Origin of the sequence: Affinundibacterium nitidum (genome assembly GCF_014284155.1) — a bacterium.
Classification (GTDB): Bacteria; Pseudomonadota; Gammaproteobacteria; order Burkholderiales; family Burkholderiaceae_D; genus Undibacterium; species Undibacterium nitidum.
Map to the genome: position 1 here is coordinate 21,765 of NZ_JACOFZ010000004.1, position 24,761 is coordinate 46,525.

Consider the following 24,761-nt stretch of genomic DNA (forward strand, 5'->3'; position numbering starts at 1 on the left):
AGTACTGAGCCTCAATAGAAACCTCGAATCTGGTAACAGATTCGAGGTTTTTTTATGTGTTGGCCTTTTTGACGATGTTATAGCGCTCTAGAGTCTTTAGGCGAGCGACATCATGCCTGATGATAGGTTCAGGATAGTCAATTCCTAATTGCAGTTTTGCAGCAGCCAACTCAATCGGTCCGAGTGTCCACGGCGCATGAATTTGCTTGGCGTTCAATGTCGCTAGTTGAGGAAGGTAACGGCGAATGAACTTGCCTTCGCTATCGAATTTTTCAGATTGTGTGATGGGGTTGAAAATACGGAAGTAGGGCTGTGCATCGCAGCCTGAAGACGCTGCCCACTGCCATCCGCCATTGTTCGCAGACAAGTCAAAGTCAATCAGCTTGAGCGCAAAATACGCTTCACCCCAACGCCAATCGATACCAAGATCTTTGATCAAAAAGCTAGCGACGACCATTCGTAATCGGTTATGCATGTAGCCGCTTTGATTGAGCTGATGCATGGCAGCGTCGACTAAAGGGTAGCCCGTTTTTCCATCGCACCACGCTTGAAACAGTGCCTGCGCATGCTCACCACTTTCCCATTGAATCGCATCGTATTCGGGGTTAAACGCATGTCCTACCACGCGGGGGTGGTGATGCAAGATCATAAAATAGAAATCGCGCCAAATCAGTTCCGACAACCAAACACTCGCCCCTTGCAACTGATTGGCTGTGCGCATCTGTCGAACAGCTAAACTAACCAAGTAACGAACCGATACTGTACCAAAGCGTAAATGGACAGAAAGATAGGAGGGACCCTTCACTGCAGGGAAATCACGGGTGTTTCCATATTGATCCATGCGATCGAGAAAATCTTCGATTAATGCAGATCCCGCTCGCATACCACCTTTGAGTTTGGGTTCGTTCTCTAGGGATTGAAACCCCATCTCCTGCAAGCTCGGCATAAAATCATCGCGGTGGACTGCGAATTGCTGGGCGTATTTTTCAATCGGATAAGGCTTAAAGTAAAAATCTGCTCCCCCCTCAATTTCGGAGGCGAGCTTCTTTAACCACGCATTTTTGTAGGGCGTAAATACTGAAAACGGTTTAGCCGATAAGCTGAGTACTTCATCTTGTTCAAAGATTACCTGATCTTTGTAAGAGAGAAGTTGGCACCCGATTTTCTGTAAGCTCTTTTGAACCGCTAAATCGCGTTCTTTTGCTTGTGGTTCATAGTCGCGGTTGATAAATACAGCATCAATTCCAAGCTTTGCGGCTAGCTGAGGGATTTCAATGTGAGCATCACCATAGCGAACGATTAAGCCCCCGCCCAGGTTTTCAAGCTCTTGTCGCAATTCCAAGATACTTTGGTAAATGAATTGCACCCGTCTATCATCCTCAGGCAGATGCTGAAGGATCGTCGAATCGAAAATGAAACAGCAGTAGCACTGCTTCGCTTGTTTGAGCCCATGAAACAAGGCTGCATGGTCAAAGCTTCTGAGGTCACGGCGAAACCAGACCAAACTTTTATTAAACTGAAATGTCATTAACTTAATATCCAACTGAGTTCCCAATTAAGGGGGGCGTTGTAGGTGACTGGCGCGTATGCAGGAACCATAGCATAGTCCCGAAAAACTCGGCTAAAAATGCTAAAATACGGGTATGAAGAAGCATAAAACGATCAATACCCCTATCGACGAGTTCGACGACGAGGAAATTGAGCTCCTCAGTCAAGAATTGTCAGATGAGCTTGAGCAAACTATCAAGCTCAAATTCGGTTCATCTGATCAAGATGAACCGGAACACTCATTAAATCTCAGTAATCACTTCCTCATTGCAATGCCTAGCATGCTCGATCCCGTTTTTGGCGGCTCGGTTATTTACGTTTGCGAACACAATGCGCGCGGTGCAATGGGCATGGTGATCAATCGTCCTACCGATATGACGATTGCCGACTTGTTTGATCGTATCGACCTCCAGTTGGAAATTATTCCGGACTCTCATCCGTTTGGGCAGCGTCCTGTTATGTTTGGCGGCCCTGTACAAAGTGATCGCGGTTTCGTTTTACATGCGCCCGGTGGAAAGTATTCCTCGTCACTCAAAGTTTCGGATGAAGTGTGTTTTACGACTTCACGCGATATTTTAGAATCACTCGCAGCGGGTGATGCGCCACACCGTTTGTTATTGAGCATCGGTTACGCTGGATGGAGTGCCGGTCAGTTAGAGAAAGAAATTCTTGATAATGGTTGGCTCACAGTTCCTGCCGATATCAGCGTGATGTTTGATACGCCGATTGAAGAGCGCTTCGACGCGGCGATGAAATTGCTCGGATTTGATCCCTTGATGTTGGCAAGTGTGGCTGGGCACGCTTGATGAATACGAATGTGGTAAGCCTGTCTGAAGTGAGTGGCAGTGTTCTCGCCTTTGATTTTGGTTTGAAGCGAATCGGTGTTGCTGTCGGTAATACCCTCACACGCCAAGCTAATCCCTTAAGCATCATTAGCGCAGCCAGTAACGATGCGAAGTTTGAAGCAGTGGCCAAATTTATCCAAGAATGGCAACCGGCTTTATGTGTGGTTGGACTTCCCATGCACCAGGATGGTACCGCCCACGAAATGACGGTGCGTTGTCAGCGTTTTGGGAATCAATTGCATGGCCGCTTTGGCGTCAAAGTGGTGATGGTGGACGAGCGTTACTCGTCTGCAGTGTTGCATGCCAAGCAGGGCGAAAGAATTGACGATCAAGCGGCAGCAGTGATTCTGCAGCAGTTTTTTGATCAGAGTTGAATGAAATAAGTAGATAAATAAAGTGTCGAGCGCGGGTTGTATCGCGAAACTTGAAACGCTGCATGATCAATTAATATAAAGCTTCTTGCATACTAAAAGATTGAATAGAAGAGTGAAGATGAAAAATCCACAGTTAAATAAACATGGCGAACTCCAACACTTGTTGGGTATCGATGGCCTGCCAAAAGCTATCATCAAACATATTCTCGACACGGCATCGTCTTTTGTGGATATCGGCGAACGTGAACTCAAAAAAGTACCGTTAATGCACGGTAAGAGCGTGTTCAATTTGTTTTTCGAAAACTCAACTAGAACTCGCACGACCTTCGAGATCGCTGCGAAGCGTCTTTCTGCGGATGTCATTAACCTCAATATTGCGGCATCGAGCGCCAGCAAAGGTGAATCATTACTCGACACCATCGATAATTTGGCTGCCATGCACGCCGACATGTTCGTGGTGCGTCATGCGACGTCGGGTGCGCCGTTCTTGATCGCTCAACATTTGAATGACACCAAACAACATCATGTGCATGTGGTGAATGCTGGTGATGGTCGTCATGAACATCCAACTCAAGGCTTGTTGGATATGTACACCATTCGCCATTACAAGAAAGATTTCGCTAACTTAACGGTAGCGATCGTGGGTGACGTTTTGCATAGTCGTGTGGCACGTTCTGACATTCATGCATTGACGACTTTAGGTGCAGCTGAAGTGCGGGTAATTGGTCCTCGTACTCTGCTACCAGGTGGTTTGGAACAAATGGGTGTGCGCGTATTCACGGATATGAACGCAGGTTTGAAAGATGTCGACGTGATTATTATGCTTCGCTTGCAGAACGAGCGTATGAATGGTGCATTGCTGCCGTCGACGCAAGAGTACTTTAAGCAGTATGGTTTAACACCGGAGCGTTTGGCGCTAGCGAAATCAGATGCGATCGTGATGCATCCAGGTCCGATGAATCGTGGTGTCGAAATTGATTCCGCAGTGGCGGATGGTCCACAGGCAGTGATTTTGTCGCAAGTTACCTTTGGTATTGCGGTACGTATGGCGGTGATGAGCATTGTTTCTGGCTCGCACACGCAATAAGCACGTGTTCGCTCATCGTCTACCAACAGAATTTTAAGAAAGTATTGTGATGAATTTTCATATCAAAAATGGCCGAGTGATTGACCCTCAAAATGGTGTCGACGCGGTACAAGATGTGTTTATTAGCGAAGGCAAAATTGCGGCATTGGGTGCTGCCCCAGCCGGCCTTCAAGTGGACCAGATCATCGATGCGAGTGGTCTGATTGTTGCGCCAGGTTTGGTCGATTTAAGTGCGCGTCTGCGTGAACCTGGATTTGAATATAAAGCGACATTAGAGTCTGAGTTACAAGCGGCGATGCGTGGCGGTGTCACCAGCTTGGTTTGCCCACCGGATACCGATCCCGTGCTCGATGAAGCAGGCTTGGTTGAAATGTTGAAGCAAAGAGCAAAAATGCAAGCGAAGGCGCACGTCTATCCACTTGGTGCGTTGACCATTGGTCTAAGAGGCGAAAATCTGACGGAGATGGCAGCCTTGACCGAAGCTGGTTGCGTCGGTTTTTCACAAGCGGAAGAAGCAATTGTCGATACCAATGTATTGCAACGCGCGCTGTCTTATGCTGCGACATTCGGTTACACCGTATGGTTGCGTCCACAAGATGCGTTTATCGGCAAAGGTGGTGTGGCACACAGCGGCCCCTTAGCATCGCGCCTTGGTTTATCGGGTGTGCCAGTAATGGCGGAGACGATCGCTTTACATACCTTGTTTGAATTGATGCGCGCAACGGGTGCTAAAGTGCATTTGTGCCGCGTCTCTTCTGCTGCTGGTTTAGAGTTGATTCGTCAAGCAAAACGCGAAGGTTTGCCCTTGACTTGTGATGTTGGTGTTCACCATGTGCATATGACCGATAACGATATTGGCTACTTTGATTCTAACGCTCGATTGACGCCACCTTTGCGCAGCCAACGTGATCGTGATGCGATTTGGGCAGCTTTGGCGGATGGTACGATCGATGCAATCTGTTCGGATCACACACCAGTAGACGATGATGAGAAAGCCTTGCCATTTGCAGAAGCTTCACCGGGTGCAACAGGCTTGGAGCTGTTATTGTCCTTGGCCGTGAAATGGTCCGATGATAGTCGTGGCGCTATCAGCCTGAGCCAAGCGATACGCAAAATCACCAGCGATCCTGCGCACTTGGTTGGTTTAGCAGCAGGTCATTTGGCAGTCGGCGCTAATGCAGATCTCTGCATTTTCGCAGCTGAAGGTCGCTGGTCTGTTACCCGTGATGCCATCGTAAGCCAAGGTAAGCATACGCCTTTCTTGGGTTATGAATTGCCAGCGGTCGTGCATGCCACTATCGTTGGTGGCCGCCTTGCTTATCACGCTCAAGCGGCCAATAATACTGCGAACGCCTAATTGATCCACTAGGCCTGACTCACTGTCGGGCCTTTTCTATTTTTTTAAAAACTTCCACTGAGCTTGGTGATGCATGCCTAATTTACGTTTGCTTCGTGTACTTGTGCATGTTTTTGCAGGTGTCTTAACTTGTGCTTTCTTGTTTCCGTTCAGCTCAGATGCTCGGCGTTCTCACTTCGTTCGCCGCTGGTCGATTGGACTTCTTCATTTGTGCCGAGTTGAAGTGCGTTTCATCGATCAAAGTGGCGGACAGCTTGCAGATCATGCTTTGATCGTGGCGAATCACGTGTCTTGGATGGATATCTTCGTGATTAATTCATGGCAAGCGTGTCATTTTGTGGCGAAGTCGGATATTCGTAGTTGGCCTATCGCAGGGTGGTTGAGTGCGCAAGCTGGAACAATTTTCTTGGCGCGCGGCAAACAACGTGAAGTGCGCCGCATTTACGAAGGCTTGGTGCACCAGTTAAGAGAGAACAAACGTATCGCTTTTTTTCCGGAAGGGACAACAGGAGCGCAGGGCAATCTTTTGCCATTTCATGCGAACTTGTTTGAAGCAGCAATCGAAGCCCAAGTTCCGATTCTGCCTTTCGCTGTGCGCTATGTTGACGCGCAAGGTAACTTACATCCAGCCGCAGATTTTATCGGTGAAATGACCTTTGCTGAGAGTATGAAACTCATTTTAAAGTCTGGCGGCATGCGCGCTGAGTTGATTCAATTGCCGTCGATCCCAACGGATGGTGCGCATCGCCGAGAGGTAGCGCAGCGCGCACGTGAGGTTGTTGCCAATGGTTTGGGACAGGTTCTGGTAGATTGAGTTAAAACGGTACGACGTGCTGAGGACTATCGACTTGTATGAGCAGTCGATCAGATAAACGCACCGCGCTCAGTTTGCCGCCCCAAACACAACCTGTGTCAAGACTAATCAAGTTATCACGAAGTACGAGCCCCAAGGTCGACCAATGACCAAAGATGATGGTGTCAGCTTGCGTTCGCCGTTGTGCGAGATCGAACCACGGTAGCAAGTGCTGGGGCGCCTGATTACTGCCTTCTTTTAATTCAAAATCCATGCGCCCGTTGTGATGGCAAAAGCGCATGCGAGTGAAGGCATTGATGATGCAGCGCTGGCGATCGATACCTTGTAGATCATCGTGCCACTGATCTGGCAGATTGCCGTACATGTTGCGCAGCAGGGCGACGAATTCACTCCCTCGCAGAGTCGTTTCAATTTCCTGTGCTAGCGCCAAGCATTGAGCGAAACTCCAGTCTGGGAAAACGCCTGCATGCACTAATAAATGTCGATCTCCACAGTCGATTGCTAAAGGACGTTGCCGTAACCATTCGAGCAGATCGTCACGATCATCGGCAGCAAGTATGTCATTAAGCGTGTCGCTACGATGCGCCTTCTTTACTTGGTGTGCGACAGCCAGTAGGTGAAGATCGTGATTGCCTAATACGCTGTTCGCACGATCACCGAGCGAGCGCACATAACGCAAAGTGTCGAGCGATTCAGGTCCACGATTGACGAGATCACCTGCAAACAATAGTCGTGCCTGCGGTGAGACAGCATCAATCTTGTCGACGAGTTGACGCAGTTGTGTATAGCAACCTTGCACATCGCCAATGACGAAAATGTCTGACATTAGTGTTCTGCACCAAATCGCTTTGCTTCAGCGCGGCTGATCAGAGCTTGTTGTTTCTCTTGTTCGCGCATGCTCGCGGTTACCATGGTTGGCCAACCAATTAAATGTTGCTCGGTGATTTCTGCCAATGCACGTAATCCGTCAGGTGATTCGTTCAAACAGGGAATGTAATTGAAGTTTTGGCCGCCAGCGGTCAAGAACGCTTGACGAACCTCCATCGCGATTTCTTCCAATGTTTCTAAACAGTCTGCTAAGAATCCAGGGCATACCACGTCGATACGCTTGATGCCTTGTTTTGCTAAGGCTTGTACTGTCGGCTCGGTGTAGGGCTGCAACCATTCGGCACGTCCTAGACGCGATTGGAAGGTGACGACATATTCGTCTTTGCTAATACCGAGTTGTTCAGCCAACAAACGTGCGGTTTTATAGCATTCGCAATGATAAGGGTCGCCACGCATCAAGAAGGCTTTAGGCAATCCATGAAAGCTCATCACCAACTTTTCAGGGCGGCCATTGCTTTCCCAGGATTTTAAGATCGAGGTTTTGAGCGCCTGAATGTAAGCGGGGTGATCGTGATAATGCTTGATGAAACGTAGTTCTGGAATATTTCGGGTCTGTTGGTAGTGGGCAGTTACCGCATCAAAGTTAGAAGCGGTGGTGGTGGCCGAGTATTGTGGATAGGCTGGCAAAATTAAAATACGTTCGTAGCCATCTGCTTTCAACTGCGTCAGCACGTCTGGAATCGATGGTGAACCATAACGCATCGCGAACGTTGCATGGACTTCATGGCCGCGTTCACCAAGATAACCCTTCAACATCATGGCTTGTTTCTTGGTGTGCAAGAGTAGAGGCGAGCCTTCGTTGGTCCAAATTGAGGCGTATTTCTCTGCTGAAGTTTTTGAACGGAAGGGCAGAATAATGAGATTCAAAATCATCCACCAAATTGGGCGCGGAATTTCGACCACGCGGTGATCCCACAAAAATTGTTTGAGGTACTTGCGCACTGCCGAAGGTGTTGGCGCATCAGGTGTGCCGAGATTAATCAAGACAACTGCCGTCTTGACTAACTTGCCGTGGGCATATTCAGGTTCTTTTAAGAAGGCCATTTTGTACTACCTTTATCGTTAATTTCTTGTGGACGCTTGTTCAATAGCGTTCGCGAGGTTTCTGCATGCTAGGAAAGTCTCAATTTAGAGAGCCAATAATTCCCTAGCGTGTTTGCGTGTTGTCGCGGTAATTTCCAAACCGCCGAGCATGCGCGCGATTTCTTCGACGCGTTGTTTGTTATCGAGCGCCGTAATGTGAGAAGTCGTCTTGCCACTATCTTGCGACTTGCTCACTTCGAAATGTTGATTGCCTTGGCTTGCCACTTGCGGTAAATGCGTCACGCACAATACTTGGCGATCTTGCCCTAAACGGCGCAATAAGCGACCAACGACCTCAGCAACCGCGCCACCAATACCGCTATCAACTTCGTCAAAAATGAGGGTGGGAGTGGCGGTTGCGCATGAGGCGATGACGGAAATCGCCAAAGAGATACGGGCTAATTCACCGCCTGAAGCCACTTTGGCCAAAGGACGTGCTTGAACCCCTGCATGACCAGCTACCAAAAATTCAACTTGCTCTACGCCAGTTGCACTCGGATCGCACGTTTGCAAGACGACTTCAAAGCGGCCGCCCGACATGCTCAAGTCTTGCATGGCCGTTGTGACTGCAGTACCGAGATCTTTTGCCACAGCTTGGCGTTTGGTGCTCAATTCTTTTGCGGCATGGAGATACTCCAGATAGGCTTGCTCTTCTTGTTTTTTGAGACCTTCCATATCGGAGGCACCGGAGAGCTGTGCGAGCTGCTTTTGTAAATCGTGGAACTCTTCAATCAATTGTTCCGGTTGTACATGGAAACGACGAGAGGCGCTGTGCAAGCTTTCCACACGCTGTTCGACTTCACGCAAACGTGCAGGATCAAGCTCGACACGACCGAGATAGTCGTTCAGTGCATAGGAACATTCTTGCAAATTAATGCGAGCCGAATCTAAGGCTTCCGTGATAGGTTTGAGATGCGCATCGAATTCCTCAAGTTTTGCTAATCTTTGTAAGACCGCAGAGACTTGCGACAACAGTGGGTGATCGGATTCGCTAATCAAGTTCGCCGCTTCTTGCGCCCCTTCTAATAAACTGGCTGCGTGGGCTAAGCGACTGTGTTCTTGATTAATTTCATCCCATTCGCCCGCTTTCAATTGCAGCTTGTCGAGTTCACCGACTTGCCATTCGAGGCGTTCGCGTTCTTGCAAAATATTTTTTGCATTCAATTCAAATTCTTCGCGCTGCTTCGCTAGTGTGCGCCAGTGTTTGAATAACTTGCCGACCTCAGCGGTTTGCGCTTGCAAATTTCCTTGTTGATCGAGCAGAGCACGTTGTGCATCACCTTTTAATAATGATTGGTGTGCGTGTTGACCGTGAATGTCGACTAAAAACTCACCGAGTTCGCGCAATTGGGCGGCGCTGGCGGTGATGCCGTTGATATAGGCTTTTGAACGGCCCGCATTGTCGATGACTCGACGAATAATGAGTTGTCCGTCTTCGCTAGTGAAATCATTGTTTGCCAGCCAAACATTGGTTTCGGCATTCACTGTAAATTCAGCCGAAATGTCGGCCTTCTGCGCACCTTCACGCACCATGCTGGCATCGCCGCGCCCACCTAAGCTCAATGCCAAGGCGTCAATCAAGATGGATTTACCTGCGCCGGTTTCACCCGTAAATACAGTGAAGCCAGAGGAAAATTCCAATTCAATTGTATCGACAATCACAAAGTCACGGATGGCAAGCGTACGCAGCATAATTTTTTAATCGAAAAGACGTAAAGAGATTGCTTATTTTACCTCAGGTAAAGCAAGCGCAGAGTGCAACCCAGAACTAAGTTCGAGGCCTTTTTTTGTCGTGCTTTTCGCTGGGCAGCGATGGTCCTAAAGGAAAATTGGAAGTGGTTTGTTTTGACCCGAAAAATGACCCCAAGTGCGACTTAATTGAGGGCACCTTCGACCGAAGGATACTCGTTCCAATGTAATTTTTCGCGCAGCGTGTGGTAGTAATTCCAGGATTGCGGATGCAAGAAGGTGATCTTGTGGGTGGAGCGGCTAATGATGACTTGGTCTTTGTGCGTCAAATCGGCAAATGATTGCATGTCGAAATTCACACTGGCGTCGCGTCCAGCCACCATCTCTACACGCACCACACTTGTCTCAGGCAAAACGATAGGGCGATTGGATAGAGCATGGGGCGCAATTGGAACCATAGCGATACCGCCTAAAGCCGGATGCAAAATGGGGCCGCCAGCGGATAGGGCGTAGGCGGTGGAGCCGGTCGGAGTCGAAACAATCAAGCCGTCAGAGCGTTGGTTGTACATAAAATGATCGTCAACATCGACTCGTAACTCGATCATGCCTGAGCCCGCACCACGAGACAGTACGATGTCATTGAAGGCGACGCCGCTAAAAATTTGTTCTCCATCGCGTACGACGATGGCTTGCAGCAAGCAGCGTTGTTCTTCGATGTGTTTGCCGCCCAAGATTTCACCCACGGCGGAGATCATTTGATCGCGTGGAATATCGGTAATAAAGCCAAGGCGTCCTTGGTTGATGCCGATTAAAGGTACGTCATAGGGGGCGAGTTGTCTTGCAATGCCTAGCATGGTGCCGTCACCACCAAGAACAATAGCTACGTCAGCATGGCGCCCGATATCGGCCACGGACATCGCGTTGTAGGCCATCAGATCGAGGTTCTGCGCTGAATCATGATCAAATACGACGGTGTGACCAGCATCAGCGAGAAAATGGGCAAGTTCATTGAGCGATTCACTCATGCCAACTGCATTGTATTTTCCAATCAGGGCGATGGTTTTACCGGAACTTGTCATAGCATGCATGAAATATTTCAGAAGGCCTTAGATTACACCATTTTTACTCGTATGCCTTACTTGACTTCAGCAGGTGTCGCTAAGAAGTAGTAAAACTCTGTATTTTTGCGATAACCAAGCGATTCATAGAGGGCTTGCGCACCATGGTTATCGTGGGCTGTTTCTAAGAAGAGGCCTTTGGCACCGTCTTGCACAGCAAAGTCACGGGCGCGATTCATTAAAGCCTCTGCCAAGCCTCGGCGACGGGCATTTGGGGCAACATACAGGTCGTTCAATATCCACAAGCGTTTTGCGGAAACTGATGAAAAACTGGGATAGAGTTGAACAAAGCCGACGCCGATTTTTTCTGATGTATTCGTTTCTCTGACGTCGATCAATTCCGTCGCTAAGAAAATAATCGATTCCTGTTGCCGTATACGTTGCTCAAGAAAAAAATGGGCCAAGGCAAGGTCGGATGTCTGCTCATAAAACACACGATAGCCGTCAAACAAAGGCGCGAGCAGGGAAAGGTCTTCGATGGTTGCAGCAGTAATCTGAATAGACATAGATTTGTGTTGGCGTGTTTAAGAATAGAGTTGCCTGACGATTTCGCGGGTAATCGTTGCAGCTGATCTGTGCCATTACTATAAACGACCTTATAATGTAAGAAAACTTCATTCACGCTTTATGACGCAAATCGCCATCGCGGGCGCGGGGATCGCCGGACTCGCCGCAGCCATTCATCTGACTCGTCTCGGAATTCAGGTTGCCGTCTTCGAACACGTTTCTGACCCCACCCCAGTGGGTGCAGGATTGTTATTGCAACCTAGCGGGCAAGCGATGCTAGCCGAGTTAGGCTTACTCGATACGATTCAAGCAAAGGCCTCGCGGGTTGATAGTTTAGAGGGTTACTCCGGCAATTGGAAAGCTCTCAACCTGCACTATCAGCGCGTCAATCCTGAGTGGTATGGATTGGGAATTCATCGCGCAAGTTTGCATCACACTCTATGGCAATGTGCGATTGAACTTGGCGTGCCTATTCATCTCGGTCAGGGTGTTTCTGCCTTCGAACAAGACGAACAGGGTGTTTGCTTTACCGTCAACGATGTTCGATTGCCGCTGCATCGGGTAGACAATCATCGCGCTGATGCATTGATTATCGCGAATGGCACTCGCTCACATTTGCGTGATCAACTTCCTATCCCGCAGTCCCACAGACCCTATCCCTGGGGGGCATTCTGGGCAGTGCTCGATAAAGACGATTGGCCATACCCACATATTTTGATGCAACGCTATCGGGGTGCACAGGTGATGCTAGGGGTATTACCGTCCGGCATCAATCCTCGTACCGGAAAACAATGTTATTCCTTGTTTTGGAGTCTACCGAAGTCGGCATTTGGGGAATATAAAACACAGGGAATACAAGGCTTGATCCAACGTATCGCTCCAATTTGGCCAGAGGTTGCACAGTGGTTGTCTGACGCGCGAGATACTCAGATCGCGATTGCTGAATACGCTGACGTCCGATTACAGAGCTACCATCATCAACGAGTTCTGGTGATGGGCGACGCTGCACATGCAATGAGCCCTCAATTAGGGCAGGGGGCAAACATGGCTTTGATCGATGCCTCGGTGTTGGCTAAACTTTGGTCTATCAATGCAGCAAATAGCGAGGCTGTCCTTGAAACATTTGCTCAGTTTAGTCAGAGAAGACGTCGCCAGATTGCGTATTACCAGATGGCGAGTAAATTTATGACGCCCTTGTATCAATCGAACTATCCGATTGCTTGGTTGCGTGACATAGGAACCAGCATTGGGAATCGTATCCCGCCAGTTTATCGCCAATACCTCCTTACACTCTGCGGTGCAAAACAAGGTATATTCGACCTTAATGCTCGGATCGATGATCTGTAGCAGAGTTTTGTCCTCATTTGAAGAGAATCAAAATTTGAATAATGTCCATTAAAGCAATTATATTTGATCTCGACGATACGCTATGGCCCTTGCGATCTTTAATCTCGCGTGCGGAGATGACACTGTTCTCTTGGCTGCTTGAGCAAGTGCCTGTGATCGGCGAACATCATACGGTCGACAGTTTGCGTGAGCGCCGAATGGCGATGATTCCCACTGATCCTCGTTTCAGCTATGATCTTTGGGCCTTGCGCCATACAGCGCTTTTGCAAGTCTTGAATGAATTTCAGGCTGATCCTAACCTCGCCGACGAAGGTATGCAGATTTTCGCCCATGCCCGAAATCAAGTCGAAATGTTCGACGATGTTCCCCATGCTTTAGCTCAAATGCAGCAAGATTATGCGTTGGCGACGATCTCTAATGGTTTTGCAGATTTGCAGGCGATAGGTATAGCACCGTATTTTCAGTTTTCAATTGCTGCTCACGAATTTGGTTGTGCGAAGCCAGATCCTCGCATTTTTGAAGCTGCTTTGGAAAGACTACAACTACCTGCACATGAGGTGATGTATGTTGGTGATGACCTTCGTCTCGACGTCGCTGGGGCGCAAGCGGTGGGGATGCGCGCGGCTTGGATGAATCGGTATAAAATGCACTTGCACGATACGCCTCACGCACACATTACTCCCGATCTCATTGTGCATGATTTACATCAATTGAAATCAGCACTTTAGCGACAATATAAGTCACAGAAACACAAAAAAACGGTGCGTTCCGGCAACAGCTAGCCTACAATAAAAATCATGCATTTAGATAACCGCGCACAAACATTATTAAAAGCACTGGTGGAACGGTATATAGCCGATGGTCAGCCGGTGGGGTCCCGAGAATTATCGAAAATCTCGGGTTTGGAATTGTCTGCCGCCACCATTCGTAACGTCATGGCTGATCTCGAAGAAATGGGATTTGTTGCCAGCCCACATACTTCCGCTGGTCGAGTACCGACACCGCGCGGTTATCGTGTTTTTGTCGATCAGCTATTGACTGTACAAGACATAGACGAGAGCATGCTGCAAAATGCTTTAGGGCAGAATTTGCAGTCGTCCATTATTACGGGGTCGTCGCAAAAAATTATCGCCAATGCGGCCCAAGTTTTATCTTCGCTTTCTCAATTCGCAGGCGTGGTGATGAGCGCGCGTCAAGAGTCGATATTTAAACAAGTCGAGTTTTTGCGTCTGTCGGAAAAACGTATTTTGTTGGTCATCGTTGCACCGAATGACGAAGTCCATAATCGATTGTTATTGACTGATGTGGACTATTCACCGACGCAGTTGGTGCAGGCCGCTAATTATTTGAATCAGCATTTTGCGGGTCAGAGTTTTGACCAAGCCAGAATCAGCATTAAACATGAGTTGCGAGAATTGCAAGGTGATATGAATCGCTTAATGCGTGCGGCTTTGGATGCAGGCAGTGAGGCCATGGCGGAGAATAATGACGATATGGTGATCTCGGGTGAGCGAAATTTACTGAATGTGAGCGAATTGTCATCGAATATGACGTCTTTACGACGAATGTTTGATCTATTCGAGCAAAAAAGTGGTTTAATGCAACTATTAGATGTTTCCAGTAATGCTTCAGGTGTGAGAATATTTATCGGTGGCGAATCACAATTGGTACCGATGGAAGAAATGAGTGTGGTGACTGCACCCTACGAGGTAAATGGTAAGGTGGTTGGTACGCTCGGTGTTATTGGTCCAACACGTATGGCGTATGAACGCGTGATTCCGATCGTTGATATCACAGCGAAATTATTGTCAAATGCTCTGAATCATTAGTTTTTTGTAGCTGATCAGGGCGAATCTAGTCGCAGTGCTTTTTTTGAAAAACAGGGACTGGTAAAAATATGGCGGAAAACAAAGACATCTCAGTGCTCATTGTGGATGACAATGATATGACGCGTGAAACCTTGCGTGTGATCTTGCGTCATGAAGTCTATAACGTGGTCGGAGAAGCCTTGGATGGCGATGGTGCGCTAGAAATGGCAACTCGCCTTAAACCCGATATCATCTTACTCGACGTTGTGATGCCCAAAGTGAGCGGCATTGAGGCCTTACGTAGCATTCGTATGGTGATGCCCGATGTCATGATCTTGATGGTCACTGCCAATAAAGATCAAGACACGGTGTCTGAAGCTGTGAAGAGCGGTATTAGCGGCTACATCATTAAGCCATTTAATGCGAAAAAAGTGCTTGATACGATTCAAGGCGTTGCAACTAAAGTGCGCGCTGCCAGAGCACAAGCAGCAGCCAATCAAGGATAATCGGCCGCTGAGTTAGCTTATTTCGTTTTGCGATGTTCGCAGTTGGCCTTAGTGCAGTTACCATACAAGGCCAACGCATGTTCTGCGATCTTAAAGCCACGTTCGTTGGCGATATCGTGTTGACGCTTCTCGATTTGTTCGTCAAAAAATTCTTCAACTTTTCCACAATCTAAGCACACCAAATGGTCGTGGTGTGAACCCTCATTGAGTTCGAAGATCGCTTTGCCCGTCTCGAAATGATTGCGGTGCAAGAGTCCAGCCTGTTCAAATTGCGTGAGAACACGATAAACCGTCGCCAAGCCAACATCCATATTCTCGGTCAAAAGAATCTTGTAGACATCTTCAGCGGTCAGGTGGCGAACCGCACTGTTTTGGAAGATTTCCAAGATTTTCAGGCGTGGTAAGGTCGCTTTGAGGCCGCTGGCTTTGAGGTCTGGAGAGTTATTTGTCATGTTTTCAGTCAAAATAAGGCTAAGTGCTTTATGATATAGGGTTTTAAAGCTTGGTAAATATTTTCGATATGTTAGCTGATCTGCGACCTTTCGACAGCTTTACCACAAAAAAACTGAGGTTTTCCATGTCATTGTTTTCCTTCAATAAATCTTCCGCGCGCATGTTGCGATTCTCTGTATTGCCGATTGCCGCATTGTTAAGTGCTTGCGCAACGACAAACACCCCTGTGAACGCAAACGCTGATGCTAACGATACTCAGGTCATTAAGCCAACCGGCCTTGATCGTTTCTTTGGCTTTATTTCGCCATACCGTATCACTGTGCAACAAGGTAATTTTGTATCACAGGAAATGGCGAGCCAGTTGAAGGAGGGAATGACCCGTGAGCAGGTTCGTTTCTTGTTAGGTACAGCATTATTGACGGACATGTTCCATGAAGACCGTTGGGACTATCCATTCCGTTTGCAAAAGCCGAACGGTGAAGTTGTAACAAGCCGCTTGGCGATTTACTTTAAGAATAATACGGTTGAAAAGTTCGAAGGCGGAAAATTGCCAACCGAAAAAGAATATTTAGCCCATATTACGACAGCGGCGATTGCGGCTCGTAACGAAGCTGAGGTCTCCTCTGAAACTCCTAAGAAAAAATAAAGAGTAAAGCATGTCTGCTATGAAAATTGCGGTGGCCGGTGCTTCTGGTCGCATGGGTAAGATGTTGGTTGAAACGATACTGGCTGCGGATGACGCAAGCTTGGTTGGTGCACTTGATGTGGCACAGTCTCCAGCGATCGGATCTGATCCTGGTGTCACTTTAGGTAAAGAAACTGGCGTAAAGATTGAATCTGATTTGGCGCTCGGTCTTGCGCAAGCGGAATATTTTATTGATTTCACTCGACCAGAAGGAACGCTGCATCATCTCGAATATTGCGCGCAACACGGCATCAAGATGATTATCGGTACCACGGGCTTTGACGATGCTGGAAAAGCTGCAATTGCGAAGGCAGCAGAAAAGACAGCGATCGTGTTTGCGCCGAATATGAGTGTGGGCGTAAATGTCACCATGAAGTTGTTGGAAATGGCCGCAAAAAGTTTTTCTCATGGTTACGACATCGAGATCGTTGAGGCACACCACCGTCATAAAGTGGATGCGCCATCGGGAACAGCGCTAAAAATGGGCGAAGTGATCGCCGACGCTATTGGACGCGATTTAAACGAAGTCGGCGTGTTTGCTCGTGAGGGTGTGACCGGTGAGCGTGATCCTTCATCGATCGGTTTTGCTACCATTCGTGGTGGAGATATTGTTGGTGATCATACTGTTCTATTTGCGGGCATTGGCGAACGTGTTGAAATTACTCATAAGTCATCCAGTCGTGTGACCTACGCACATGGTAGCCTGCGGGCGGCGCGTTTTCTTGCAGATAAAAAGACGGGTTTGTACGATATGTACGACGTCTTGGGTTTGCGTTAATTTACAAGCTTTTCCAATCTAAACTTTCATCTGAAATAGAGAATATTTGATGCCAGTTTCCATTTCTCAATATTGGGCGCAGCTAGACGAATTAGGTCGAGCTGTCGCCTTTGTGTTGATTTTGATGTCTCTTGTCAGTTGGTTCACTATTTTTGCTAAGTCTTGGGTGTTCTGGCGTATTCGTCGCAGCGCACCAGAGATCGGTCGGTTTTGGGAGGCGCCAACAATGGAGGACGCCTTGATGATCCTCGACGTCGTCGATCTTGAAAATGTGTATGTGCCACTCGCAAAAAGAGGTGCAGAGGCCGCATCAGCGCAAAATCGAGTAACAACGATGATGGCAAAAACCGATCCATCTGATGTATTGACTCGAGTCTTGCGCCAAGAATTGAATCGGGTGACAGTACGTTTAGAATCTGGTTTGACACTATTGGCGTCGATCGGTGCTACGGCTCCTTTTGTGGGGTTGCTCGGTACGGTTTGGGGTATTTATCATGCCTTGACCGCTGTTTCCGGTAGCACTGCGATTCAAATCGATTTGATCGCTGGCCCAGTTGGGGAAGCTTTGGTCATGACTGGCTTAGGTTTGCTGGTGGCCATTCCTGCGGTATTGGCATACAACGCATTTAATCGCGTTAATCGCATTACCTTTGCTGAGCTAGACGGCTTCGCTTTTGATTTGCATGCGCACTTGAGCAAAACCGCCTGAGGAATGCTATGGCTTTTGGACAGTTTAACGGATTAGGTGGGCGTTCAGGTAAGCCAATGAACGCCATGTCAGATATCAATGTGACACCAATGGTTGACGTCATGTTGGTGCTTTTGGTGATTTTCATTATTGCAGCGCCTTTGCTCAATCATGCCGTCAAACTAGACCTTCCCAAGGCCAACGCAGAGGTTTTAGTGAAACAAGCGAATATGGTGAGCATTTCATTCGCCGCCGATGGCAAAGTGTATTGGGATGCGGATTTACTCGATCTAAAAGGTGTTGAAGAACGTTTGGCGGTAGCATCGAAGCTTCCAGTCCAACCCGAGATCGTGTTGCGTGCCGATAAAGATACACGTTTTGAAATCATTGCCAAAGTAATGGCTAGTGCGCAAACACTTGGACTCACCAAGGTCGGTTTTGCGACGTCGCCAGAGGCACCAAGTGCCCCTGTTAAACAAGGATCTGCAAAGCCTTAGTTTCGCGTTAAATTGCTAGGCCTATTCACGATTTTTCTCGCGATTTTTCAGTCTTTGAATTATTCATCGCTAGACGAAATCTTTAGTGTCTTGTACATGGCGTCTCAGCTTGAACTTTTTCCCGAGAAAAATTGCTATTTTCAGGCTGTTTCCCGTCGGATTGTCGCAGTGCAGGGTGCTTTAGCCTTATAATCACGAGTTCGGAATTCGTTTTGCAATATTTCCTTTGTCTTAAGCTCTTGCTTGAGATACAAGGCTAACACTTATTACTTTCGTCTGTGATTTCCTTCACGCTTGGTCAAATTTGATCAAAAGTGGTAGTGAAAACGCAAGATATTCATTTCATCGTTAAATCGTCATGCAAGAAAAATATAGCCCAGCAGAAGTTGAACAAGCCGCCCAGCAACATTGGACAGAGTCTAATGCATTTAAAACGGTAGAAAACGATCCCCGTTTCCCGAAAGGGAAGTACTACGCTTGCTCTATGTTGCCTTATCCATCGGGCAAACTACACATGGGTCACGTGCGTAACTATACGATCAACGATATGCTGGCCCGCCAACTGCGCATGAAGGGCTACAACGTATTGATGCCTATGGGCTGGGATGCCTTCGGTTTGCCTGCTGAGAATGCTGCTATTGCCTATAAAAAGTCTCCCGCCGAATGGACTTACGCCAACATCGAAGACATGAAGTCGCAAATGCAGCCATTGGGCTTAGCGTTTGATTGGTCACGTGAAGTGGCGACTTGCGACCCAGATTACTACCGTTGGAACCAATGGTTGTTCTTGAAGATGTTGGAGAAGGGCATCGCCTACAAGAAGACGCAAGTGGTGAACTGGGATCCCATCGACCAAACTGTGTTGGCCAACGAGCAGGTGATTGATGGCCGCGGTTGGCGCTCGGGTGCTATCGTTGAAAAACGTGAGATTCCAGGATACTACTTCGGCATTACCCAATATGCGGAAGAACTCTTGTCTAGCATTGATCAACTCGATGGCTGGCCAGATCAAGTGCGCACTATGCAGCGCAATTGGATTGGTAAGAGCGAGGGTGTACGTTTTGCGTTTAGCCATGACATCAAAGACGAATCGGGTGCACTGGTACAAGACGGCAAAATGTTCGTCTTCACGACGCGTCCAGACACGATTATGGGTGTGACTTTCTGTGCCGTGGCAGCGGAGCATCCTATCGCTACCGTTGCCGCTAAAAATAATGCGAAGTTGGCTGCGTTCATCGAAGAATGCAAAGCGGGCGGTACGACTGAAGCCGAAATGGCGACCAAAGAAAAAGAAGGTTTGCCAACCGGTTTGTTCGTTACGCATCCATTGACAGGTGAACAGGTAGAAGTCTGGGTTGGTAACTACGTGTTGATGAGTTATGGCGATGGTGCCGTGATGGGTGTTCCAGCACATGATGAACGTGACTTTGCTTTTGCGAAGAAATACGGTATCACGATTAAACAAGTCGTCGCAGTGGAAGGCGAGAGTTTCACGACCGACGCTTGGGCTGAATGGTATGGCGATAAGCAAAAATGTGTCACGGTTAATTCTGGCAAATACGATGGTTTACATTACAAAGCCGCAGTCGATGCTGTTGCTGCCGACCTCGTCGCCAAAGGTGTGGGCGAGAAAAAAACCACATGGCGTTTGCGCGATTGGGGTATTTCTCGTCAACGTTACTGGGGTACACCAATTCCTATCATCCATTGCGATGACTGCGGCGACGTGCCAGTACCTTATGAAGATTTACCTGTGGTATTGCCAACCGAATGTATTCCAGATGGTTCCGGTAACCCATTGAAAACCCATGCAGCTTTCTTGAATGTGCCTTGCCCGAAATGCGGTAAGCCAGCGCATCGTGAAACGGACACCATGGATACCTTCGTCGATTCAAGCTGGTACTTCATGCGTTATACCTGCCCTGATGCGACAACCATGGTCGACGAACGTAACGACTACTGGATGGCGATGGACCAGTATATCGGTGGTGTTGAACATGCGGTTTTGCATTTGCTGTACGCGCGTTTCTGGACCAAAGCCATGCGTGACATGGGTTTGGTGAAGATCGACGAGCCATTCAAGAATTTGTTCACGCAAGGAATGTTGTTGAACGAATCTTTCTATCGCGAAGAAGAAAGTGGTAAGAAAGTATGGTTCTATCCGAACGAAGTTGAAGTGCAGCACGATGAAAAAGGTCGTCCAATTTCTGCTAGTTTGAAGAGCGATGGACAGCCTGTGCAAATGGGTGGCATTGAGAAGATGTCGAAGTCCAAAAACAACGTCGTAGAACCGAAAGATATCATCAGCCAGTTTGGCGCAGATACGGCGCGTTTGTTCACGATGTTCGCAGGCCCTCCAGATCAAAGTGCAGCGTGGAGTAGCAGCGGTGTTGAAGGTGCATCCCGTTACTTGCGCCGTTTATGGGCAACTGCATTGAAGTTCTCAGCAACGATCGCTGCAGGTGCAACACCAGCAGCGAATTATGCTGCCGATGTCAAAGCTCTGCGTTTCGAAGTGCACAGCACCTTAAAGCAAATCGATAGCGATTACGATCGCTTGCAGTACAACACGGTTGTCTCTGGCGCGATGAAATTGTTGAATACAATTGAATCGTTTAAGTCAGAAGCAGAGGGTTCTGCAGCAGCTGTACGTGAAGCATTTGGTATTTTGTTGCGTGGTTTGTATCCTGTTTGTCCGCATATCACGCATGCATTATGGAATGAACTTGGTTACTTGAAAGACCTTGGCGGCATTATTGACGCTCCTTGGCCACAAGTGGATGCTGCTGCATTGGTTCAAGACGAAATCGAATTGATGGTGCAGGTGAATGGCAAATTGCGCGGCAGCATCAAGGTTGCGAAAGATGCCGACAAAGCGACGATCGAAGCTGCTGCAGTTGCGAATGAAAGTGCCGCACGTTTCATCGAAGGTACTCCGAAGAAAATTATCGTTGTTCCTGGAAAATTGGTGAATATTGTTGTGTGATGTTGAGTCTTTCTTCTGCTTGCATTCGGGAAGAAAGATTTGAATTATTCAAGTGTAGAAGATTGAAAGCCTCCATGAGCATGAATCGGTACGTAAAATTTTTTAGCTGTGTAGTGATCGCGGTGACTCTCTCTGCATGCGGCTTTGCATTGCGCGGTGCAGTCAATTTGCCGTTTCAGAGTATCTATGTGGGTTTGCCAGATAGTTCAGCTTTGGGTGGTGAGTTGAAGCGCCATTTGCGTGCTAACGGTAAGACTGAAGTCACTTCACAAGCGACTACCGCAGAAGTCGTGCTCGATGTGTTGGGTGAAACGCGCGAAAAAACGATCTTGTCTTTGAATAGTCAAGGTCGCGTGCGTGAATTTAATCTTACTTACAATCTCAAATTTCGTTTGCGTGATAAAGCAGGACGCGAGGTGTTAGCACCCACAACGATTAGTTTAAAGCGCAATTTGAGCTTTAAAGAAAACGAAGTATTGGCAAAAGAAGCGGAAGAAACATTGTTGTACCGTGATATGCAGTCTGAATTGGTGCAGCAGATTATGCGCCGATTGGCTGTGGTCAAGATGGACACTCCATCGACTTAATCGGAAAACTCATTATGCAACTGCGCTACGATGCGATTGATGCTCATCTCGCCAAAGGTTTGGCGGCGATGTATGTCATCTCCAGCGACGAGCATTTGCTAGTGCAGGAAACGGCGGACAAGATTCGTAAGGCAGCACGTGCGCAAGATTTCCTAGAGCGTGAAGTCCTTACGGTTGAACGTTATTTCAAATGGGGCGAATTGCTCGCCGCAAATCAATCTCAATCTCTGTTTGGCGATAAAAAATTTATCGATCTGCGGATGCCGACAGGTAAGCCAGGCAAGGATGGCAGTGCCGCGCTTCAAGAATACGTGCGCGATCTGTCGCCTGATAACATCACGCTGATTACCCTCCCAAAACTCGATTGGGCAACACAAAAAGCGTCATGGGTCAGTATGTTGCAGCAAGCTGCGGTGTATATTGATATTCCCTTGATTGAGCGAGCTGCTTTGCCGAATTGGATAGGCCAACGTTTGAGTGCCCAAGGGCAGAGCGCTGATCGCCAAAGTTTGGAGTTTATTGCTGATCGAGTTGAAGGCAACTTACTCGCAGCACATCAAGAAATTCAAAAGCTTGGGCTCTTGCATCCGCAAGGTAAACTGAGTTTTGAAGTGATACACGATGCTGTGTTGAACGTGGCGCGTTATGACGTATTCAAACTCAATGAAGCGATGTTGGTCGGTGATGTAGCGCGTTTAGTCAGAATGTTAGAAGGTCTGAAAGGCGAGGGCGAAGCATTGCCTTTAGTCTTGTGGGCGATGGCCGAAGAATTGCGCACGCTTCTCAAATTAAAATCTGGCGTCGCACAAGGACGCCCCTTAGGTGCACTCTTGAAAGAGTATCGCATCTGGGGACCAAGAGAAAAACTCATGGAACCCGCATTACGTCGTGTCAGCCTCGCGACTCTGCAAGCAGCCCTACAAGACGCTGCACAAATCGACAAAATGGTAAAAGGCTTGCGCGCTCCTAAGTTCGCCGGCGACGCTTGGGATGCTTTACTGCACCTCGGTTTGCGAGTTGCTAAAGCAAATTGACGGCACGCTAAGTCGCTTAATTAGGCGCAGCGCGTAGTTGTTCAAATTTGGCATGTCGACGATGAGCTGGCAAGGCATTCTAAGTACCTAGCACAACATCCCAGTGAGGCAATTTTGCGAAGCATAGCGACAGTGGGTCGTTTAAACAAATAGATTAAAAGTGTTCTAAACATGAGCTCTGAAAGAAATACCGGCGATATCGCCACCTATATCCAAACCTTAGGCCAGCAAGCGCGTGCTGCTTCGCGTGCCATGGCCAAAGCGGATACCGGGACCAAAAATAAAGCTTTGTTGGCGATTGCCGAAGCGATTCGCCGTGATGCTGCAGCATTACGAGCGGCGAATGAATTGGACCTGACTGCCGCACGAGAAGCTGGCATGGAAGCCGCGATGCTTGATCGTTTGGCTCTCAGTGATAAAGCGATTGCGACCATGGCAGAGGGCTTGGAGCAGATCGCAAGATTGCCAGATCCTATTGGCGAAATCTCGAATATGAAATTTCGCCCTTCGGGAATTCAAGTCGGGCAAATGCGGGTGCCGCTTGGCGTGATTGGTATCATTTACGAAGCCCGTCCTAATGTCACAGTGGACGCAGCAGGTCTGTGTATCAAGAGTGGCAATGCGACGATACTACGTGGTGGTTCAGAAGCGATTCATTGCAACCGTGCTCTGGCCTTGTTGGTCAAAGAGGGTTTGATCGCAGCGGGTTTGCCCGAACAAGCGGTGCAAGTGGTCGATACGACAGACCGCGCCGCAGTGGGCGCCTTGATTACGATGCCAGAATATGTAGACGTGATTGTGCCTCGCGGTGGTAAAGGCTTGATCGAGCGTTTGATGCGCGAAGCGACAGTGCCGATGATCAAGCATCTCGACGGCATCTGCCACGTGTATATCGATGATAGAGCTGACCTCGAAAAAGCGATAGCAATAGGCTTTAACGCCAAATGCCATCGCTATGGCACCTGCAATACGATGGAAACGCTACTCGTGGCAGAGCGTATTGCTGATCAAGTATTGCCTTTATTGGCAGTCGAATATCTCAAAGAAAAAGTCCAATTGCGTTGCGATTCAACCGCCCATGCGATTCTGCATGGCTATCCGTATCTAGCGAAAGCAGATGCAAGCGATTGGACCACGGAATACCTTGCACCGATCTTGGCAGTGAAAGTGGTCACCGATATGGATGAGGCGATTGCCCATATCAATACCTATTCGTCCAAACATACAGAAGCGATCATCACTGAAGACTATAGCCGTGCCTTGGCATTCTTACGTGAAGTTGACTCAGCATCGGTCATGGTCAACGCCTCGACCCGCTTTGCCGATGGCTTTGAATATGGCCTCGGTGCAGAGATTGGCATTTCTAATGATAAACTGCACGCACGTGGCCCAGTTGGCCTAGAAGGCTTAACTTCGCTGAAATATGTGGTGTTTGGGCATGGCGAGGTAAGAAAGTAATCATCAAATCCATCTGAGAGCGCAATCGCTCAAAAGAAAGAATGAATATGTATTTGTACATTAAAGCGTTTCACATTGTGTTTATTGCCTCTTGGTTTGCAGGCTTGTTCTATTTGCCACGTATCTTCGTGAACTTGGCGATGGAGACCCAAAGCGCTAGCACTGAACGTTTGTTGTTGATGGCGCGTAAGTTATATCGTTTTATGACTATATTGACCATTCCAGCTATAGGTTTAGGCGTGTGGATGTGGATGGGCTATGGAGTAGGTCGTGGCCCAGGCAGTGGTTGGATGCATGCGAAGTTAGCGATTGTGATCTTACTGATTGGCTATCACCATGCCTGTGGCAGCATTCTGAAAAAATTTGAAAAAGGGCATAATAAACGTAGCCATGTTTGGTTCCGTTGGTTTAATGAAGTGCCGGTGGTGTTGATGATAATCGCTGTGATTTTGGTGGTCGTTAAACCATTTTAAGCTTCGACGATATAGGTGCAGATGCTAGCCACTACTGTGTTTATAGATGTAGCGTTGAGTTGTAAATAGAAGGTAGAGAAGTTGTAAAGATGAAGTCCCCTGCGTGCGATGCGTGCGTAGGGTTTTTAAAAACCATGACGGAAAAAAGGTC

General features: G+C 48.0%; 25 protein-coding genes. 18 read left to right on the plus strand and 7 right to left on the minus strand.

Translation table 11 applies throughout. The features are described from left to right. Nucleotides 1-52: 52 nt before the first annotated feature. Nucleotides 53-1,528, minus strand: a complete 1,476-nt coding sequence (locus H8K36_RS11640) for a cryptochrome/photolyase family protein (protein WP_186916654.1) — start codon at nt 1,526-1,528, stop codon at nt 53-55. A gap of 115 nt (nt 1,529-1,643) precedes the next feature. On the opposite strand from H8K36_RS11640, the gene H8K36_RS11645 reads away from it, so the two are divergent. From H8K36_RS11645 to H8K36_RS11665, 5 genes are all read left to right on the plus strand, one after another. Continuing rightward, nucleotides 1,644-2,354, plus strand: coding sequence for a YqgE/AlgH family protein (locus tag H8K36_RS11645; protein WP_186916655.1), 711 nt, complete (start codon nt 1,644-1,646; stop codon nt 2,352-2,354). Beyond that, complete coding sequence (gene ruvX, locus H8K36_RS11650) at nt 2,354-2,767, plus strand: Holliday junction resolvase RuvX (RefSeq protein WP_186916656.1); 414 nt, start codon at nt 2,354-2,356, stop codon at nt 2,765-2,767. The genes H8K36_RS11645 and ruvX overlap by 1 nt, the downstream gene beginning before the upstream one ends. 118 nt (nt 2,768-2,885) lie before the next feature. Next, nucleotides 2,886-3,854, plus strand: coding sequence for an aspartate carbamoyltransferase catalytic subunit (locus tag H8K36_RS11655; protein ID WP_186916657.1), 969 nt, complete (start codon nt 2,886-2,888; stop codon nt 3,852-3,854). A gap of 49 nt (nt 3,855-3,903) precedes the next feature. Next, nucleotides 3,904-5,211: a dihydroorotase gene (locus tag H8K36_RS11660; RefSeq protein WP_186916658.1), complete on the plus strand. Its 1,308-nt coding sequence runs from the start codon at nt 3,904-3,906 to the stop codon at nt 5,209-5,211. Nucleotides 5,212-5,284: 73 nt separating this feature from the next. Further along, nucleotides 5,285-6,025, plus strand: coding sequence for a lysophospholipid acyltransferase family protein (locus H8K36_RS11665; protein ID WP_186916659.1), 741 nt, complete (start codon nt 5,285-5,287; stop codon nt 6,023-6,025). Nucleotide 6,026: 1 nt separating this feature from the next. On the opposite strand, the gene H8K36_RS11670 is transcribed toward H8K36_RS11665, so the two are convergent. From H8K36_RS11670 to H8K36_RS11690, 5 genes are all read right to left on the minus strand, one after another. Next, nucleotides 6,027-6,851, minus strand: a complete 825-nt coding sequence (locus tag H8K36_RS11670) for a symmetrical bis(5'-nucleosyl)-tetraphosphatase (protein ID WP_186916660.1) — start codon at nt 6,849-6,851, stop codon at nt 6,027-6,029. Continuing rightward, nucleotides 6,851-7,957, minus strand: a complete 1,107-nt coding sequence (hemH, locus tag H8K36_RS11675) for a ferrochelatase (protein WP_186916661.1) — start codon at nt 7,955-7,957, stop codon at nt 6,851-6,853. The genes H8K36_RS11670 and hemH overlap by 1 nt, the downstream gene beginning before the upstream one ends. 84 nt (nt 7,958-8,041) lie before the next feature. After that, entirely contained in the window at nt 8,042-9,688 is a 1,647-nt protein-coding gene (gene recN, locus H8K36_RS11680; RefSeq protein WP_186916662.1) for a DNA repair protein RecN, read from the minus strand. A 182-nt stretch (nt 9,689-9,870) separates the two neighbouring features. Continuing rightward, nucleotides 9,871-10,773: an NAD kinase gene (locus H8K36_RS11685; protein ID WP_186916663.1), complete on the minus strand. Its 903-nt coding sequence runs from the start codon at nt 10,771-10,773 to the stop codon at nt 9,871-9,873. Nucleotides 10,774-10,820: 47 nt separating this feature from the next. After that, nucleotides 10,821-11,309, minus strand: coding sequence for a GNAT family N-acetyltransferase (locus H8K36_RS11690; RefSeq protein ID WP_186916664.1), 489 nt, complete (start codon nt 11,307-11,309; stop codon nt 10,821-10,823). 121 nt (nt 11,310-11,430) lie between these two features. Here H8K36_RS11690 and H8K36_RS11695 point away from each other — a divergent pair, with 121 nt between their 5' ends. From H8K36_RS11695 to H8K36_RS11710, 4 genes are all read left to right on the plus strand, one after another. Next, on the plus strand, nt 11,431-12,657 hold the full coding sequence (locus H8K36_RS11695) for an FAD-dependent oxidoreductase (protein ID WP_186916665.1): 1,227 nt from the start codon (nt 11,431-11,433) through the stop codon (nt 12,655-12,657). Between the two features lie 41 nt (nt 12,658-12,698). Then, a complete protein-coding gene (locus H8K36_RS11700) occupies nt 12,699-13,385 on the plus strand; it encodes an HAD family hydrolase (RefSeq protein ID WP_186916666.1) in 687 nt (228 codons plus the stop codon). Between the two features lie 69 nt (nt 13,386-13,454). Then, complete coding sequence (hrcA, locus tag H8K36_RS11705) at nt 13,455-14,486, plus strand: heat-inducible transcriptional repressor HrcA (protein ID WP_186916667.1); 1,032 nt, start codon at nt 13,455-13,457, stop codon at nt 14,484-14,486. Between the two features lie 68 nt (nt 14,487-14,554). Beyond that, nucleotides 14,555-14,971, plus strand: coding sequence for a response regulator (locus H8K36_RS11710; protein ID WP_186916668.1), 417 nt, complete (start codon nt 14,555-14,557; stop codon nt 14,969-14,971). A 17-nt stretch (nt 14,972-14,988) separates the two neighbouring features. Here H8K36_RS11710 and fur read toward each other — a convergent pair whose 3' ends face one another. Further along, entirely contained in the window at nt 14,989-15,423 is a 435-nt protein-coding gene (gene fur, locus H8K36_RS11715) for a ferric iron uptake transcriptional regulator (RefSeq protein ID WP_186916669.1), read from the minus strand. A 125-nt stretch (nt 15,424-15,548) separates the two neighbouring features. Between fur and H8K36_RS11720 the strand changes: the two genes are divergently transcribed. The 9 genes from H8K36_RS11720 (at nt 15,549) to H8K36_RS11760 (ending at nt 24,610) form a co-directional block, all read left to right on the plus strand. Continuing rightward, on the plus strand, nt 15,549-16,070 hold the full coding sequence (locus H8K36_RS11720) for an outer membrane protein assembly factor BamE (RefSeq protein ID WP_230404574.1): 522 nt from the start codon (nt 15,549-15,551) through the stop codon (nt 16,068-16,070). A gap of 10 nt (nt 16,071-16,080) precedes the next feature. Next, nucleotides 16,081-16,887, plus strand: coding sequence for a 4-hydroxy-tetrahydrodipicolinate reductase (gene dapB / locus H8K36_RS11725; RefSeq protein ID WP_186916670.1), 807 nt, complete (start codon nt 16,081-16,083; stop codon nt 16,885-16,887). 49 nt (nt 16,888-16,936) lie between these two features. Continuing rightward, a complete protein-coding gene (locus tag H8K36_RS11730) occupies nt 16,937-17,596 on the plus strand; it encodes a MotA/TolQ/ExbB proton channel family protein (protein ID WP_186916671.1) in 660 nt (219 codons plus the stop codon). Nucleotides 17,597-17,604: 8 nt separating this feature from the next. Next, nucleotides 17,605-18,072 (plus strand): ExbD/TolR family protein, encoded by a 468-nt coding sequence (locus tag H8K36_RS11735; RefSeq protein WP_186916672.1) that lies wholly within the window; start codon nt 17,605-17,607, stop codon nt 18,070-18,072. Between the two features lie 358 nt (nt 18,073-18,430). Then, complete coding sequence (gene leuS / locus H8K36_RS11740) at nt 18,431-21,058, plus strand: leucine--tRNA ligase (protein WP_186916673.1); 2,628 nt, start codon at nt 18,431-18,433, stop codon at nt 21,056-21,058. A gap of 74 nt (nt 21,059-21,132) precedes the next feature. Then, entirely contained in the window at nt 21,133-21,645 is a 513-nt protein-coding gene (locus H8K36_RS11745) for an LPS-assembly lipoprotein LptE (RefSeq protein ID WP_186916674.1), read from the plus strand. A gap of 14 nt (nt 21,646-21,659) precedes the next feature. Then, nucleotides 21,660-22,679, plus strand: coding sequence for a DNA polymerase III subunit delta (gene holA, locus H8K36_RS11750; RefSeq protein WP_186916675.1), 1,020 nt, complete (start codon nt 21,660-21,662; stop codon nt 22,677-22,679). Nucleotides 22,680-22,850: 171 nt separating this feature from the next. Continuing rightward, a complete protein-coding gene (locus H8K36_RS11755) occupies nt 22,851-24,137 on the plus strand; it encodes a glutamate-5-semialdehyde dehydrogenase (protein ID WP_186916676.1) in 1,287 nt (428 codons plus the stop codon). A 41-nt stretch (nt 24,138-24,178) separates the two neighbouring features. Next, the gene (locus tag H8K36_RS11760; protein ID WP_230404575.1) at nt 24,179-24,610 is read left to right on the plus strand and encodes a CopD family protein; all 432 of its coding nucleotides are present in this window, start codon (nt 24,179-24,181) and stop codon (nt 24,608-24,610) included. Nucleotides 24,611-24,761: the final 151 nt, after the last annotated feature.